Origin of the sequence: Streptomyces albicerus (assembly GCF_008905045.1) — a bacterium.
In the GTDB taxonomy this organism is placed as follows: domain Bacteria; phylum Actinomycetota; class Actinomycetes; order Streptomycetales; family Streptomycetaceae; genus Streptomyces; species Streptomyces albicerus.
The window spans coordinates 12,291-28,112 of the sequence record NZ_VWMY01000115.1 but is presented as its reverse complement, the minus strand read 5'-3'; the positions used below and the strand labels follow the sequence as shown (position 1 = coordinate 28,112).

Below are 15,822 nucleotides of genomic sequence, written 5' to 3'. Positions count from 1 at the left end.
GGAGCGTACGACGCAGGGAATTGCCGAGGGTGTAGCCGAAGCCCGGCTCCAGCGGCTCGATCACGAACCGGGAGCGGAACTCGTCGACAACCTCTTCGGTCAGGGACGGACGCTGAGCAATCAGCACGAGATGTTGCCTCCAGTGATTGGCGCCCGCTATGTGACGCCGTAGACACCACGAAGGCTACGGGCGATACGGCCCCCGAAGCGGCCGAACCTCCGAGAGGCCAGTCGGCGGGCCCAGCTCTTGCTGGGGCAGATGCTTCAGCCAGAGCCTGCCCGGCCTGCGGAGTCTCCGCGTCCCGGGTGAAGGGGTCGGCGGCGACCCGTCCGCGTGATCTGCTTTACGCAGAGCGCGGGTTGGAGTGCTTCTGGCACAAGCTCCGCTGGTTCTGCCGTGAGCCGGGCTGTCCCCGGAAGTCGTTCACCGAGCAGATCCCGCAGCTCCCGGCCGGTGCTCGGCCGACCGCCCGGTTGCGGGCCGCCGCCAGATGCCGGGTCCGGGATGCCGGCTCCACCGTCGTGCAGGTCACCCGCGACCCGCACCTTTCCTGGCCGAGGGTGATGGACACCTTTCGCGTCCAGGCCCGTGAGGTCGTCGAAGCGCGCCTGCCGGAGGCCGCGGTGCTGGGCGTCGATGAGACCCGGTGCGGCCGGCCCCGCTGGGAGCAGGACCCCGGCACGGGTGAGTGGGGTCTCCTCGGTCCCTAAGAGAGAGGAGGAGTTGACGCTTCCTTATTCCGTAACTTCGGAGTAGCGTACTTTGAATGACGAGTGGGGATCTGGCTCGGCTGGTGGCTGAACTGGCTCAACGCGTCGAGCGGCTGGAGGGGAAGAGACTCGCTCCGGCTGTCTCGGCTGACGGCGAGCCACATGTCACCTACTCCGGATCCGGGCCAGGGGACAACGGCACGGTGGCCTGGCAGATCATTCGCGGTTGGCCGGACATTCTCGACGGCACGGGCGAAAGATCCGCCACCCTCTTCAGCGCGCTCGCGAGCCCTCTGCGGTTGCGGATCGTCGCCGAGCTGATCGGCGGCGAGGTCGCGACCGCGGAGCTGGCACGCCGGCTCGACCAGCCGTCAACCGGCCAGCTTTTTCATCACCTCAAGGAGCTGCTCGCGGCCGGTGTGATCTACCAGCCGGTGCGGGCCACCTATGCGATCCGCAGCGAGAACGTCGTTCCGCTGCTGGCGATGCTATGTGCCGCCCTCGACATCAGAGACTCCCCGCAGGAGGCCCGGCATGACAGCGAGCACCGATGATTTGACGGCGCGGTTACGGTCGTTCCACCAGCGACACCAGCTGCCCGGCATCGCGGCAGCGGTGGTGACCGCGGACAGTGTCCTGATGGCTGCGACCGGAACGCGGGTTCGCGGTGGCAGCGATCCTGTCGGCGAGGCTGACACATGGCACATCGGCTCCTGCGGCAAATCCATGACCGCGGCACTGTGGGCGAGGCTGGTCCAGCAGGGCCAGGCGACATGGGAAGACACCGTCTTTGAACTGTTCTGCGACCTTGACCCGAAGCCGCATCCAGCCTGGCAGACAGTCACCATCACCGACCTGCTCAGCCACTTCGCCGGCCTGGCCGGCAATCTGACCCAGCCCGACTTGAAAGCGGCCTACTCCAAAGCGGAGTCGCCGGCGGATCAGCGCACCGAGGTGGCCGCGCGCGCATTGGCCGCGCCCCCGGTGCGATACGGGAGATTCCGGTACTCCAACCTTGGCTACACCATCGCGGGAGCGGCCATCGAGCGGGTCACGGAGGAGCCCTTCGACGGCGCCATGCGTCGCGAGATTCTGCACCCGCTGGGCATGTCCAGTGCCGGGTTCGGGCCGCCGTCCGGTGACCAGCCGTGGGGACACCGGCCCCGATGGGTGATGCTTGGCCGCGGAAAGGCCATTGCCCCCAACGAGATGAGCCTGCCGCATCCGGCGGACAACCCACCGGTGATGACGCCGGCCGGTCGGCTTCATCTCTCGTTGGCCGACTGGGCCCGATTCGTGCGGCTCTTCCTGGCCGACGGCCCCAACTTCCTCACCGCCGAGTCGGTCGGGCTCCTCACCACGTCACCACCCGGTCGGAAGTCGCGCCAGGGGCTGGGCTGGGCAATACCGGCCGGCGGCTCGCCACCGATCGCCCATGCCCAACAGGGGTCGAACATGCGCTGGATCGCCACGGCGTTGGTCCATCGAGACCGTCGCCACGCCGTCCTCATCGTGTGCAACGACGGACGCCAACGCCTGCTTCGCGAGTGTGCCAGGCTCGGGCAGGCACTGATCGCGGCCTGACCCCCAGACGCAGGAGATCACTGGTATCGCGCGGCGCCATACCGAAAAGTTTGCCACCCTCGTGGGTCGTTTTGACGTAGACAGTGCTGAGCAGAGAGGCTTCCCTGCTTGCAGCTGGCCTGTATCGGTTTGGGCGATTGGTGACGACGAGCGGCGCGGTGACGCCCTTAGAGGTACGGGCCCGCGGATGTCGAGCACGGCAGCGGTGCTGGTCGAAGGGTGTCGCCACAGCCGCCGGTGAGACGGTCAGAGGTCGGAGCGCACCACAGTGACCGGGCAGTGGGCGTGATGGAGGACGGCCTGGCTGACCGATCCCAGGAGCAGGCCGGTAAATCCACCGTGCCCGCGTGCGCCAACCACCATCACCTGGGCGCCCGCGCTCGCTTCGATCAGTGCCGGGCGGGTACGCCCGCGGACCAGACGGGGCCGCACCGTTACGCCCGGGTACTGGTCGCGGTGTCCTGAGAGGGCCTCGGTCAGCACCCGCTCCTCCTCCTGCCAGAGGCGGTCCACGTCGCCCACCAGCTCCACCAGCTCCACCGGGCGGCCCAGAGCATGCTCACCGTGACCGGTCCAGGTGCTCCAGGCGTGGAGCGCGACCAGGTCGGTGCCCCGCAGGGCGGCCTCGGAGAAAGCGAAGGCGAGGGCGGGCTTCCCTCGTGGGGAGCCGTCGACGGCCACCAGCACCGGACCGGCCGGGTCCGAGCGTCCTCGGACGACCATCACCGGGCAGTGGGCGTGCGCGCTCAGATGTACGGCGGTGGAACCCAGGAGCAGCCCGGCGAAGCCCTCGGAGCCTCGGTGGCCGACCACGAGGAGCTGCGCCATGCGCGACTGTCCTTGCAGGACCGTCGATGCCTCACCGGCGATCACGGCGTGGCTGACGTGCAAGCCGGCGGCCTGGCTCCGCGCGCGTTCCACGGCGTCCGCCACGATCCGTTCGACCGTTTCGTGCAGGGCGCCGGTGAGAGGTCCCAGCGGCGACGAACCGGGCGGTGCGTGCATGGCGGGCCACAGAAAGGCATGCACCACACGCAGCTCCACACCTCGCAGCGACGCCTCCTGGGCTGCGGCGTCCACCGCTGCCAGCGCTGAGGGTGAACCGTCTACTCCCACTACCACCGGCCGCCCGTTCATTGCCTGCTGCTCCCCTCAGGGGCGCCCGTGACCAGGCGCGTGCCGCCCCGGGGCACCGCGTCGCACAGGCGCCCGGCAGCGGATCGAGCGGGCGCACATCGAGGCCCTCGCCCGGATCGGGGCGCTCACCCGCCGTACTGTCTCCTTCCCCAGCTTCCCCCAGGCCCTGGCCCGGGGCTACACGGCGCCCAATAGGCCGCAGTACGCCCCTGTGCACCGCGGGCCTGTCCTGCGGTACGCCGCTCAGGGCGCACGGGTGAGGGGACCTTTCGAAAACTGTCGTGCCACCGTCACGCCGACGTCGGCCAGTGGCATGAGCTCCGGGACACCGGCGCCGGGCGACGCCCAGGCTCAGAACGCCCGTGGAGACATCACCGTCTCCACCCCGTCGATCACAGCGGTACAGCGGGGCGCGCCGGGCCCGGGNGCGACGCCCAGGCTCAGAACGCCCGTGGAGACATCACCGTCTCCACCCCGTCGATCACAGCGGTACAGCGGGGCGCGCCGGGCCCGGGCGTGATGCGTACGCTCACGGCCAGCGGAGGATCGGTGGGCAGTTCACCGACGAGGATCAGGGGCCGGCTCCCATGGGCCTCGGCGCGACCTGTTTCCTTGCCATCGACCAGCAGCTCGGCCGCTCCACGATGGACGCCATCGATGTTCACGGTCACCGAGTGCCCCCTGGCATCAAGGTGAAAATGGTGACTTCGCCCTATCACAAGTCTCCCTGGGGGATCCGCAGCCTCTACCCGAAGCATGCCCCTGCCCGCTCGTCCTCGCTTCTGCAGAAGAGCGAGCCCGGTGGAGCCCGGCCTGCTCCGCCCCCGATCCTGGTGTCGCCCAGAGCAGCGAAATGCCGCAGACTCCCGTATAAGGGCCCGCGTCTCGGAGGCGGGCCGCGGAGAAGGTGACCGCCATGCTTGAGGTCCCGCTCTGGTTGTGGGGGGCGTTCGCCTCGACGGTGGTGGTGTCGCTGGCGGTGGACCTGCTGGCCCACCGCACCGCGCATGTCATCGGCTTCAAGGAGGCCGCCGCCTGGAGCGCCCTGTGGGTAAGTCTCGCTCTGATCTTCGCCGCCGTCGTTTTCCTCGTCCTCGGCGCGACAGCCGGCACCGAGTACACCACGGCATGGCTGCTGGAGAAGAGCCTGTCGGTGGACAACCTCTTCGTCTTCGCCGTGATCTTCGCCTACTTCAGGGTGCCCCGCGCCTACCAGCACCGGGTCCTGTTCTTCGGCGTGATGGGCGCCCTCGTCTTCCGCGGGATCTTCCTCTCCCTCGGCGTCGCTGTCGTCAGCCGCTTCACCGCCGTGCTATTCGCCTTCGCCGCCATCCTCTTCTACAGCACCTACAAGCTCCTCAAGGACGAGGAGGAGAGCTTCGACCCGGGCAAGAGCTTCGCCGTGCGGATGCTCCGTAAGATCATCCCGGTCCGGAACGAGTACGCCGACGCGAAGTTCTTCGTCAAGGAAGCCGGCAAACGCATGGCCACCCCGCTCCTCGCGGTGGTCGCCGCGATCGAGGCGGCCGATCTGATTTTCGCCGTCGACAGCGTCCCCGCCGTCCTCGCCGTCAGTGACGACGCCTTCATCGTGTACACCAGCAACGCGTTCGCCATCCTGGGCCTGCGTGCCCTGTACTTCATGCTCGCCGGGCTGCTGGACCGCTTCCACTACCTGAACAAGGGCCTCGCGATCATCCTTGCCTTCATCGGCGTCAAGCTGATCCTCCAGGCGTCCCACAAGACGATCAGCCCCAGCATCCCGGAAATCCCCTCACCGATCAGCCTCGCGGTCATCGTCATTGTCCTGGCCGCCTCCGTCGTACTAAGCCTGCGCCGACCCGCCCCACTCCACACGGCCCCCGCCGCTCAGGATGAGAACGCACCCTCCCCGACCGATGCGGTAGCCGGGGATCCCGGGCTCGTCGACGGCCGACATGCCGAGCAGGGCCAGCAGCCGGATGATCCACCCCGACCGGCGAGCTGATCAACACCGCACGATGAGCGGCATGCGGCCTGTCCCCTTCTGCGACCACCCGGTCTATTGTTAAAGAATGAGCAAAGCCGAGCATGAGACCAGTCCCCGAGGGACGCTTGTGTGCCCGGTCTGCAAGCACCCCCTGGAGACGACCATCAAGAAACGGCACAAGACGCTTGGAGTCTTCGTGCCGGTGTGGGGCCCGGACGCCTGCCGCAACCCCGACTGCCCCGACCACCTGGAGGAGCCCGAGCGCAACAGCCCCCAGGACCACTGACATCAGGACAGGACACCAGTCCGACGGATGCCGCTCGCGGCCCAGGACGCCATCCACGGTGAGCGTCCAAGCTCCGGACTTCATCGTGGCCGATGATCAACCTGACGGCCCTGGCAGGGACGAGAGCGTAGGAGAGCCAGTGGCAGAGCATCCGGTGGTCGGCTACCTCGCCTGGGCCCTGCTTTTCGGCGCCATTTTCGCCTGGGAAGGCATCGGCCTGCTGCGGCCGGACGACGGCTTCCCCACCCTCAGCGACGCAACCGGTGCCGTCATGAGCTACCCCGTANCGCCTGGGAAGGCATCGGCCTGCTGCGGCCGGACGACGGCTTCCCCACCCTCAGCGACGCAACCGGTGCCGTCATGAGCTACCCCGTACGCCGACGGACGCGGCACCCCAGCAGCAGATGCCCCGCCGACCGGTCGTGCGTCGACCACTCCACCAGCGGCTCGCCGAACGTCGCATCCGCCAGGACCGCTCCCGCGATCGCACCGCCGATCTGCGCCGGGACATAGACCGCCGCCTCGCGGATCGTCACCCCCGCGCCGCCGCGCCGGCCCGTCCACCACTCAGCCAGCGTGTGGCAGTTGCGTGCTGGACGGTGATGAGCCGGTGATGCGGGACAAGCTTCTGTCACGGCCCGTGACGGTTGATCTTGAGGCGGTGGGCCTGGCGTTCGGGTTGGGGCGGACGGTGGCGTACCGGGTCATGCGCGATGGGGAGTTTCCGGTGCCGGTCATGCGGGTGGGGGACAAGTACCGGGTGAGTTCCACACCGCCGCGCGACAACGGATTGAGCCCCTACCCGCAGGAGCCACTCGGCGTAGCTACGACAGCGCCTCAGCTGAGCTGTCCTCGCAGGTCACCGGGTCCGGACAGCAGCCATCCTTGGGGAGAATCTGGGGAGTATTTGCGGCCCTGGGAGCTCGTGGGGAGACTCGGCTGCGTAACGCGACACGATCGCGAAAGACGCTGAAAGACTCATCCGCACAGGTCAGAGGCCAGAAAGGCCGCATCACTGCAGGTCAGCACCGCCGGGTAGACAACTTCACGACGAAGTGCACCGGGTCTGGACGATCGAATCCTCCACCCGGGCCGCCTCTACGGGGTGCCCATGACCGCGAACATCCTCAACCGGTGCCGCGTACACAGCCTGCTCCGCCTCATCGGCAACCCACCGGAGGCGCTGGACAAGACCAGGATTCGCGAAACGGTCGAATCCCCTGGTCGCCCTGGCGTACCCCACCGCCGTGATCGGCGTCTACGGCGATCACGACGTCAAGGAACCGCCTTACTATCAAGATCCGGACCATTTCCGGGCCAGCGAACCGCTCTGGGTGCCGAGAGGTGCTATTTGCACTGGTCAGCGACGTGCCGCACGTGTACCACCAGCAGACAAAGAACCTGCTGTCAGTCAACGTCGAATCAAGCCGCTTCCCACAAACCGGCATCCAGAATGCGGGCCGCCTTTGCGATGCTGCCCGGCATCAGATGCCGGTAGGTACGATACGTCTCCTCTATGGACTTGTGACCCATCCATTCCGCGACGTCGGTGATAGGTATTCCGTTCCCGAGCGCGTTCGAGGCGAAGTAGTGTCGAAAGCTGTACATGCCGACACCGTCATCCGTAGGGAGATTACTGAAGAGCCTTTGCACGCGGCGGCGTTCCATCGGTTCCGTGTAGTACCCGCTCGGACCACGCAGCAGATGCCCCTCCTTTGTGGTCCCGCGCTTCTCCTCGTATCGCTCCATCGCTTCCCGCACCGAGCGCGGTAGAGGAACCTCCCTGAACTCACCTGCCTTGCGGTGCTTCAGCTTCGCCGGCTTATGCGTGTTGGAGTGGATCTGCTCGTGCACCCTGTAGACGTCGTCCGCGACAACGTTGTTGACGTTCACCGCCCGGGCCTCACCATTTCGCAAGCCGCAGCCCACCATCATGACGATCTCGAGCGCAAGATCCTCATCAGCGACAGTCAGCGCCTCCTTCACGTAGGCCAGGGACGGGATGATTACCTTCTCACGGACGTACTCCGGTTCTTGGACCCCCTTTACAGGGTCATCCGTCATGGCCCCCTTTCCATAAGCGTCCCGCAGGATGGCCTTGAGGGTGCGGAATATGTTCACCTGGTTTCCGCGACCGACCCCGTCGGTCTCCAACTCGCCCAAGAAGCGCTCGACCACGATCGGCGTGACAGTGTTCAGCTTCCGCGATCCGAGCCGGGGAATGATGTGCACATTGATGGAGCTGTCAACGTGCTCACCCGTGGAATACTCCGTCATCCTGCGCTGCCGGGGCCGCCACTGCTTCGCATATTCCTCGACCGTCTGCTGACCGAGTTCTCGGCGAGCCTCGGCAACGGATGGCGCCGTCCGCTTCTTCTCCGCGTAGAGCTGCGTGAGACGTTCAATCGCGTCGTCCTGTGTGCCGTATCCGGTCTCCTCACGCTGCTTGCCGAGAGCGTCCCTGAACCGAATCGTGTACGGATGCGGACAACGGGTCGGTTTGGCGCACTCGCAGTCCCTGAAGAAGGACCCCATTCCGCGGGCGAGCTGTCGGGGCACGAAACAAACCTTCCGAACGGGAGCTGGGGACGACCCAGGCTGGGGTGCTTCCCAGCCCGGGGGTCAGCAACGGCGGGACGCAACCGCGTCCCATGCTGACAGTTTGCTGACCTTGACCCGACAATCATGCCTCTGACCTGCGCAGATGACAAAGTGTTAGATCTTGGACTTGAACATGGTGCGCAGCATCGAACACTCCCAGGATTCGGCTCCCTGCCTGCTTTTGCAGGTCAAGGGCACTGAGGCGGAACCAGATTACGGAACGGCGCGAGCGGCCGCACCGAGAGCCCGGTCACGTCGACCGCAGCGGCGGCGCGATGCTGTGCGGCTCTCCTCTTGACAACCTCCGACCCAAGGGGAAAGGCTGTTGCGCATAGAGATGGTAGTTGTGTCATTAGAAACAGACCTGTGATTGGTCCGCTCTTCCCGTCACGGCTCCGCGAGCTACCGACCCGGCCCGCACCCCGTACGACCACGCCACCCAGACGTCGACATCCGCCGGGCCACTCGTCTCGTACGCCGCCCGGCCACGGACCAGTACCGCCCGCCACACCCATGCGCAGACAAGGGAGCCCGGCCGTGGCCATCTCCGTTTTCGATCTCTTCTCCATCGGTATAGGCCCGTCCAGTTCGCACACCGTCGGCCCGATGCGGGCGGCCCGCATGTTCGTCGGCCGGCTGAAGGAGGACGGGCTCCTCGCCCGGACGGCATCGGTACGGGCCGAGCTCTTCGGCTCCCTCGGCGCCACCGGCCACGGCCATGGCACCCCCAAGGCCGTCCTGCTCGGTCTGGAGGGCAACGAGCCGCACACGGTGGACATCGCCCAGGCCGAGACGGACGTCGAACGGATCACGTCGGCAGGAAGGCTGCGGCTGCTGGGCCGCGACGTCGGCGATGCCCACGAGATCGGCTTCGACACGGACAGCCAGTTGGTGCTGCACCGCCGTCGTTCCCTGCCGTACCACGCCAACGGCATGACGCTCTTCGCCTACGACACCGACGGGTTGCCGCTGCTGGAGAAGACGTACTACTCGGTCGGCGGCGGGTTCGTCGTCGACGAGGACGCGGTCGGCGAGGACCGCATCAAGCTGGACGACACGGTGTTGAAGTACCCCTTCGGCAGCGGAGACGAGCTGCTGCGCCTGACCCGGGAGACGGGTCTGTCGATCTCGGCCCTGATGCTGGAGAACGAGAAGGCCTGGCGCACCGAGGCCGAGATTCGCGCCGGCCTGCTGGAGATCTGGCGTGTGATGGAGGCGTGCATGGCCAGCGGCCTGTCCCGGGAGGGCATTCTGCCGGGCGGGCTCAAGGTCCGCCGCCGGGCCACCGCGGCGGCCAATGCGCTACGGGCCGAGGGCGATCCGGCGGGCCGGGCGATGGAGTGGGTGACCCTCTACGCGATGGCGGTGAACGAGGAGAACGCGGCCGGCGGCCGGGTGGTCACCGCCCCGACCAACGGGGCCGCCGGGATCATCCCGGCCGTCCTGTACTACTACCTCAACTTCGTCCCCGGAGCCGACCACGACAGCGTCGTCCGGTTCCTGCTGGCGGCCGGCGCCATCGGCCTGCTGTTCAAGGAGAACGCCTCCATCTCCGGCGCCGAGGTCGGCTGCCAGGGCGAGGTCGGCTCGGCCTGCTCGATGGCCGCGGGCGGACTCGCGGAGGTGCTCGGCGGCTCGCCGGAACAGGTGGAGAACGCCGCCGAGATCGGCATGGAGCACAACCTGGGCCTCACCTGCGACCCGGTCGGCGGCCTGGTGCAGATCCCGTGCATCGAACGCAACGGCATGGCGGCGGTCAAGGCCGTCACCGCGGCCCGGATGGCCCTGCGTGGCGACGGCCGCCACCACGTCTCCCTGGACAAGGTCATCAAGACGATGAAGGAGACGGGCGCCGATATGAAGGTCAAATACAAGGAGACGGCGCGCGGCGGGCTCGCGGTCAACGTCATCGAGTGCTGAAGACGCGGGAGTTGGAGGCGTCTTCATGGACGACCGGGATCGCGTCGCTGACGGGAGCTGCCTCAACGGGCAGCACGCGCCGCACCTCGGCACCGTCGGCGTCCGGCGAGGCATGAGCACGCCGCATGACGTCACCCGCCCCTTCTGCCGGGCCTGCGACCGCACCGACGGTTCGGCCACGGGCATACGCACACCCGGTGACGACCGCCGGACCGTCGGGGCTCGCTCCCCCGGCGTCAACGTCCCCGACGCGAGCCGCGCCGGACAGACAACACCCGGCCCCGCAAGGAGGTCTCTCGAAGTGAGCCACTCTCTGCCGGGGCTCGGAGGAATCCACGGCTGTGACCACGGGAGCACCCTCGTCAGCCCGCCCCGGCTGCGGCCCTCGGGCACCCACTGCCGCCCCCGCCGCATCGCGATGCTCAGCGTGCACACCTCGCCGCTGCACCAGCCCGGCACCGGTGACGCGGGTGGGATGAACGTCTACATCGTCGAACTCGCCAAACGCCTCGCCGCGATCGACATCGAGGTGGAGATCTTCACCCGTGCCACCTCCGCCGCGCTTCCGCCCACCGTGGAGCCGGCGCCCGGGGTGCTCGTACGGCATGTGGCCGCGGGCCCCTATGAGGGCCTGGCCAAGGACGAGCTGCCGGCGCGGCTGTGCGCCTTCGTGCACGGCGTGACGCAGGCCTGGGCAGGCCGGCGTCCCGGACACTACGACGTGGTGCACTCGCACTACTGGTTGTCCGGCCACGTCGGCCGGCTCACCGCCGAGCGCTGGGGCGTACCACTCGTGCACGCGATGCACACCATGGCCAAGGTCAAGAACGCATCCCTCGCCGAGGGCGACACCCCCGAACCCGTGTCCCGCGTGATCGGGGAGACACAGGTCGTCCGGGCCGCCGACCGGCTCATCGCCAACACCGAGAAGGAAGCCGACGAGCTGCTGCGCCACTACGACGCCGATCCCGCCAAGGTCGCAGTCGTCAGCCCGGGCGTGAACCTGGACCGCTTCCGGCCCGACCCATCCGGGGGCGAGGCCGGCCGGGCCGCGGCCCGCACCCGCCTCGGGCTGCCGCGGGAAGCGCTGATACCGCTCTTCGCAGGCCGCATCCAGCCCCTGAAGGCCCCGGACATCCTGCTGCTCGCGGTGGCCCGGCTGCTGGAGGAACGGCCGCGGCTGCGCGAACGGATCGTCGTGCCGGTCGTCGGCGGGCCGAGCGGCAGCGGCCTCGACAGACCGGAGGAGCTGCAGAAGCTCGCCGCCCAGCTCGGCATCTCCGATGTGGTGCTCTTTCATCCGCCGGTCGGTCAGGCCGAGCTCGCGGACTGGTACCGGGCAGCCACCGTGCTGGTCGTGCCGTCCTACAGCGAGTCCTTCGGCCTGGTGGCCGCCGAGGCTCAGGCGTGCGGCACCCCGGTGATAGCGGCCGCGGTCGGCGGCCTGCCGGTGGCGGTACGGGACGGGGTGAGCGGCGTCCTCGTACCGGGGCACGATCCGGCCGACTACGCGCGGGCGCTGCGCGGCTTCGCCGACGATCCGGCGCTCTCCGCGAGGATGGGCGCGGCCGCCGCCCGGCACGCCCGGTCCTTCGGCTGGGACATGACGGCCGCGGCCACGGCAGACGTGTACGCGGCCGCGATGCACGAGCACGGTCGGGCGACCTGAGTCGCCCGCTGCTCGGTCGGCTACCGCGTGGTGGGCCTGCCGGCGGCGGAAGCCGGTTCCAGCCGGACCACGATGGACTTGGACGTGGGGGTGTTGCTGACCTCCGCCGTACTGTCCAGCGGAACGAGGACGTTGGTCTCGGGGAAGTAGGCGGCGCAGCAGCCGCGAGGGGTGGGGTACGCGACCGTGCGGAAAGCCGGCGCCCGGCGGTCGACCCCGTCGGAGAACTCGCTGACGATGTCGACCAGGTCGCCTTCGGCCAGGCCGTGTGCGGCGAGGTCGTCCGGATGCAGGAAGAGCACCCTGCGGCCCTGATGGACGCCGCGGTAGCGGTCGTCCAGACCGTAGATGGTGGTGTTGTACTGGTCGTGCGAGCGGATGGTCTGGAGGATGAGCCGCCCCTGCGGGACGCGCATCACCTCCAGCGGGTTGACGGTGAAGTTGGCCAGTCCGGTCCTGGTGGGGAAGCGTCTCTCGTCCCGTGGGGGGTGGGGCAGCGCGAAGCCGCCGGGCTCGCGCACCCGCACGTTGAAGTCCTCGAAGCCGGGAACCACCCGTTCGATCCTGTCCCGGATTCGGTCGTAGTCCGCCTCGAACTCCGCCCAGGGCACCTGCGAACCGTCGTCCCCGAGGACCGCCCGCGCCATCCGGCAGATGATCGCGACCTCGCTCAGCAAGGCGTCGGACGCGGGCGCCAGCCGCCCCCGCGAGAGGTGCACCATGCCCATGGAGTCCTCCACGGTCACCAGTTGAGGCCCCGTGGGGCGAAGGTCGGATTCGGTGCGGCCCAGGCAGGGCAGGATGAGTGCCTGCCGGCCGGACACCGCGTGGGACCGGTTGAGCTTGGTGGAGATCTGCACCGTGAGTTCGCAGTTGCGCAGTGCACGCTCGGTGAGCTCGGTGTCGGGAGCGGCGGAGACGAAGTTGCCGCCGAGCGCCACGAAGACCCGCACCTGTCCGTCCCGCATGGCCCGGATGGTTTCCACGGCGTCGTGTCCGTGGTGGCTCGGCGGCACGAAGCCGAATTCCGCGCCGAGCGCGTCGAGGAAGGCGGCGTCCGGCTTCTCGTAGATGCCCATGGTCCGGTCGCCCTGGACATTGGAGTGGCCGCGGACGGGGCAGAGGCCGGCGCCGGGGCGCCCGATATTGCCGCGCATCAGGAGGAAGTTGACGACCTCGCGGATGGTCGGCACCGAGTGGCGATGCTGGGTGAGGCCCATCGCCCAGCAGACGACGATCTTCTTGGCGGCCAGTACCTCCTGGAACGCCTGCCTGATCTCCTTCGCCGAGAGGCCAGTGGCTTCCAGGATGTCGTCCCAGGATGCCTTGCGGGCCTGTTCGGCGAACTCCTCGAAGCCGTGGGTGTGCGCGGTGATGAAGGCGTTGTCGAGGACCGTGCCGGGAGCCTCGTCCTCCGCCTCCAGGAGCATGCGGTTGAAGGCCTGGAAGAGGGCCTGGTCGCCGCCGAGCCTGATCTGCAGGAACAGGTCGGACAGCTGAGTGCCGCCACCGAGCACACCGGAGGGCCGCTGGGGGTTCTTGAAGCGCAGAAGTCCCGCCTCGGGCAGCGGGTTGACCGCGATGACGCGGGCTCCGCGGTCCTTCGCGGTCTCCAGCGCCGAGAGCATCCGGGGATGGTTGGTTCCCGGGTTCTGCCCCACGACCAGGATCAGGTCGGCCTCGTACAGGTCCTCCAGGTGCACGCTGCCCTTGCCGATGCCGATGGTCTCCACCAGGGCGAAGCCGCTGGACTCGTGACACATGTTGGAGCAGTCCGGCAGGTTGTTGGTGCCGAAGAGCCGGACGAAGAGCTGGTAGGCGAAGGCGGCCTCGTTGCTCGCCCGGCCGGAGGTGTAGAAGGCGGCCTGGTCCGGGGAGTCCAGGGCGCCGAGTTCCCGGGCGACGACGGCGAACGCCTCGTCCCAGGAGATCTGCTGGTACCGGTCGCTGCCTGCGGGGCGGTACATGGGATGGGTGAGACGTCCCTGCTGACCGAGCCAGTAGTCGCTGCGTCCGGCGAGTGCCGCCTGCGTGTGCTCGGCGAAGAACTCCGGCGTGACCCGGCGCAGGGTCGCCTCCTCCGCCACCGCCTTGGCCCCGTTCTCACAGAACTCGGCGCGGTGTCGGTGCTCGGGCTCCGGCCAGGCACATCCCGGGCAGTCGAAGCCCTCCTTCTGATTGACACTCAGCAGTGTCAGCAGACTGCGGCGGACGCCCATCTGCGCGTGGGCGTGGCGAAGCGAGGAGGTGACCGCGGGGATGCCCGCGGCGTAGTCCTTCGGCGGGCCCACCCGCAGTCGGGAATCGCCGGGGTCCTCGGCAGGTGCCTTGCGGCTCATCGGTAGCGCTCCGCGGTGTGTGGGAATGAGTGGGTGCCTGACCAGCCGCACGGCATCCGTGCCGTGCTTTCCTCCTGGTGGCTACCGGGGCTGGGGGGTACCGAGACGGGCCTGGACCCAGTCGTGGAACTCGCCGATGTGGTGCTCACTGGGCACCAGGACGCCGCCCTTGGCGTACAGGCGCGAACTCATCGCCGGCTGGCAGCGTTCGCAGGCGTCGAAGTCCTGCCGGTTGACCCGGTCGAACAGCTCCACCGACCGGCTGACGTCCCTGCCGCTCTCCACCACGCCCTTCAGATACAGCCAGTCGCACTCCACGATCGTCCGATCGGCCGCCACGGGGTACATCCGGTGGAAGATCACATGGTCGGGGACCAGGTTGATGAACACCTGCGGCCGCACCGTGATCGCGTAGTACCGGCGGTCCTGATCCTCGGCGACCCCCGGAATGCGGTCCAGGCCCTCCGAGCCGTCAATGGTGAAACCTTTGACGTCCTCTCCGAACTCCGCGCCGTGCCCCACGTAGAACTGCGCCGCGTAGCCGTCGGCGAACTCCGGCAGCACCTCGGTCAGTTCCGGGTGGATCGTCGCGCAGTGGTAGCACTCCATGAAGTTCTCGATGATCAGCTTCCAGTTCGCCTTCACGTCGTAGACGATCCGCTTGCCGACCTCGAGGCTGTCGATGTCGTACTGGTCGATGGCCCCCACGTCGCCCAGGCGCGCCACCACGTCCGCGATCACCGACTCCTCGAACGAGGGCGGATTCTCGGCCAGGCACACCCACACATAGCCCAGCCACTCGCGCACCGACACGCTCGCCAGGCCGAACTCGGTCCGGCCCACGTCAGGCATCTTCGTCAGGTTCGGGGCCGCGACGAGTTTGCCCTCCAGGTCGTAGGTCCAGGCGTGGTACGGGCATTGGAACGCCCGCTTCACCTCACCGGACTCCTGCGTGCACAGCTTGGCGCCGCGGTGCCGGCACACGTTGAAGAAGGCGCGGACGGAGTTGTTCCGTGACCGGGTCACCAGGACGCTCTCCCGGCCCACATCCACGGTCCTGAACGCGCCCGGCTTCTCCAGCTCCGAGGAGCGCGCCACACAGAACCACATCGACTCGAAGATGCGCTCCTGCTCCAGACGGAAGATCTCCGGGTCCGTGTAGTGGTCACCGGAGAGGGTCGCGATCAGGCTCTCCGGCAGTCCGGTCGTAGTCATAGTTCACCTCGAAGGGAAGCGCCTTGGGCAGGTGGTTGTGTCATGCACGGGGGAAAGAGCGGGGTTCATGCGGGCTCGCGCTCACACGGAACTGTGTGAGCGGCCGCCGTGATTCGGCTGAAGGGTGCCGGTCCGGGCTGTCGTTGAAGGTGAGGACGACTGCGCGGCGGCCCGGGGCGACGCCGTGCCGGCTGACGCGCTCGCGGGAGACGTGCTCGCGGTCGGCCTCGGCGGCACAGTCACGCCGGTGGCCGGCGACGGCCCGTGGTCGACGAGTGTCGCCTCGGTCCGGCCCCGGGCGGACAGCTCCTCGGCCGGCGCCGCCCCCACGGCACCCGCACCGATGATGACCAGGCGCGGTCCCGCCATCGCCACCCACCCCCAATCCGGT

The 15,822-nt window shown here is 68.3% G+C and carries 12 protein-coding genes and 2 pseudogenes; 7 read left to right on the top strand and 7 right to left on the bottom strand.

The window, feature by feature from the left end:
- Positions 1–127 (bottom strand): annotated as a pseudogene (locus GAS53_RS51120) (DNA-directed RNA polymerase subunit alpha); the annotation flags it as partial.
- 233 nt (positions 128–360) lie between these two features.
- Here GAS53_RS51120 and GAS53_RS51115 point away from each other — a divergent pair.
- From GAS53_RS51115 to GAS53_RS51105, 3 genes are all read left to right on the top strand, one after another.
- Positions 361–711: a hypothetical protein gene (locus GAS53_RS51115; RefSeq protein ID WP_151484687.1), complete on the top strand. Its 351-nt coding sequence runs from the start codon at positions 361–363 to the stop codon at positions 709–711.
- A 203-nt stretch (positions 712–914) separates the two neighbouring features.
- Positions 915–1,265 carry an ArsR/SmtB family transcription factor gene (locus GAS53_RS51110; RefSeq protein WP_192583669.1) on the top strand — a complete coding sequence of 117 codons (351 nt, stop codon included), beginning with the start codon at positions 915–917 and terminating at the stop codon, positions 1,263–1,265.
- Positions 1,246–2,295, top strand: a complete 1,050-nt coding sequence (locus tag GAS53_RS51105) for a serine hydrolase domain-containing protein (RefSeq protein ID WP_192583668.1) — start codon at positions 1,246–1,248, stop codon at positions 2,293–2,295. Before GAS53_RS51110 ends, GAS53_RS51105 begins: the two co-directional genes overlap by 20 nt.
- A 246-nt stretch (positions 2,296–2,541) precedes the next feature.
- On the opposite strand, the gene GAS53_RS51100 is transcribed toward GAS53_RS51105, so the two are convergent.
- Both GAS53_RS51100 and GAS53_RS51095 read right to left on the bottom strand, forming a co-directional pair.
- Entirely contained in the window at positions 2,542–3,432 is an 891-nt protein-coding gene (locus GAS53_RS51100) for a universal stress protein (protein ID WP_151484684.1), read from the bottom strand.
- Between the two features lie 440 nt (positions 3,433–3,872).
- Positions 3,873–4,103, bottom strand: coding sequence for a hypothetical protein (locus GAS53_RS51095; RefSeq protein WP_225859637.1), 231 nt, complete (start codon positions 4,101–4,103; stop codon positions 3,873–3,875).
- A gap of 245 nt (positions 4,104–4,348) precedes the next feature.
- Here GAS53_RS51095 and GAS53_RS51090 point away from each other — a divergent pair, with 245 nt between their 5' ends.
- Positions 4,349–5,419, top strand: a complete 1,071-nt coding sequence (locus GAS53_RS51090) for a TerC family protein (protein WP_151484683.1) — start codon at positions 4,349–4,351, stop codon at positions 5,417–5,419.
- Between the two features lie 67 nt (positions 5,420–5,486).
- Positions 5,487–5,687 (top strand): hypothetical protein, encoded by a 201-nt coding sequence (locus tag GAS53_RS51085; protein ID WP_151484682.1) that lies wholly within the window; start codon positions 5,487–5,489, stop codon positions 5,685–5,687.
- 392 nt (positions 5,688–6,079) lie between these two features.
- Here GAS53_RS51085 and GAS53_RS51075 read toward each other — a convergent pair.
- Both GAS53_RS51075 and GAS53_RS51070 read right to left on the bottom strand, forming a co-directional pair.
- Positions 6,080–6,307: pseudogene (locus GAS53_RS51075) on the bottom strand (aquaporin family protein); the annotation flags it as partial.
- An 802-nt stretch (positions 6,308–7,109) separates the two neighbouring features.
- Entirely contained in the window at positions 7,110–8,222 is a 1,113-nt protein-coding gene (locus GAS53_RS51070) for a site-specific integrase (protein WP_151484689.1), read from the bottom strand.
- Positions 8,223–8,825: 603 nt separating this feature from the next.
- On the opposite strand from GAS53_RS51070, the gene GAS53_RS51065 reads away from it, so the two are divergent.
- Both GAS53_RS51065 and mshA read left to right on the top strand, forming a co-directional pair.
- A complete protein-coding gene (locus tag GAS53_RS51065) occupies positions 8,826–10,208 on the top strand; it encodes an L-serine ammonia-lyase (protein ID WP_151484680.1) in 1,383 nt (460 codons plus the stop codon).
- A gap of 25 nt (positions 10,209–10,233) precedes the next feature.
- On the top strand, positions 10,234–11,877 hold the full coding sequence (gene mshA, locus GAS53_RS51060) for a D-inositol-3-phosphate glycosyltransferase (protein ID WP_225859635.1): 1,644 nt from the start codon (positions 10,234–10,236) through the stop codon (positions 11,875–11,877).
- Positions 11,878–11,897: 20 nt separating this feature from the next.
- On the opposite strand, the gene GAS53_RS51055 is transcribed toward mshA, so the two are convergent.
- Both GAS53_RS51055 and GAS53_RS51050 read right to left on the bottom strand, forming a co-directional pair.
- A complete protein-coding gene (locus GAS53_RS51055; RefSeq protein ID WP_151484679.1) occupies positions 11,898–14,216 on the bottom strand; it encodes an FdhF/YdeP family oxidoreductase in 2,319 nt (772 codons plus the stop codon).
- An 81-nt stretch (positions 14,217–14,297) separates the two neighbouring features.
- Positions 14,298–15,431 (bottom strand): aromatic ring-hydroxylating oxygenase subunit alpha, encoded by a 1,134-nt coding sequence (locus GAS53_RS51050; protein ID WP_151484678.1) that lies wholly within the window; start codon positions 15,429–15,431, stop codon positions 14,298–14,300.
- Positions 15,432–15,822: the final 391 nt, after the last annotated feature.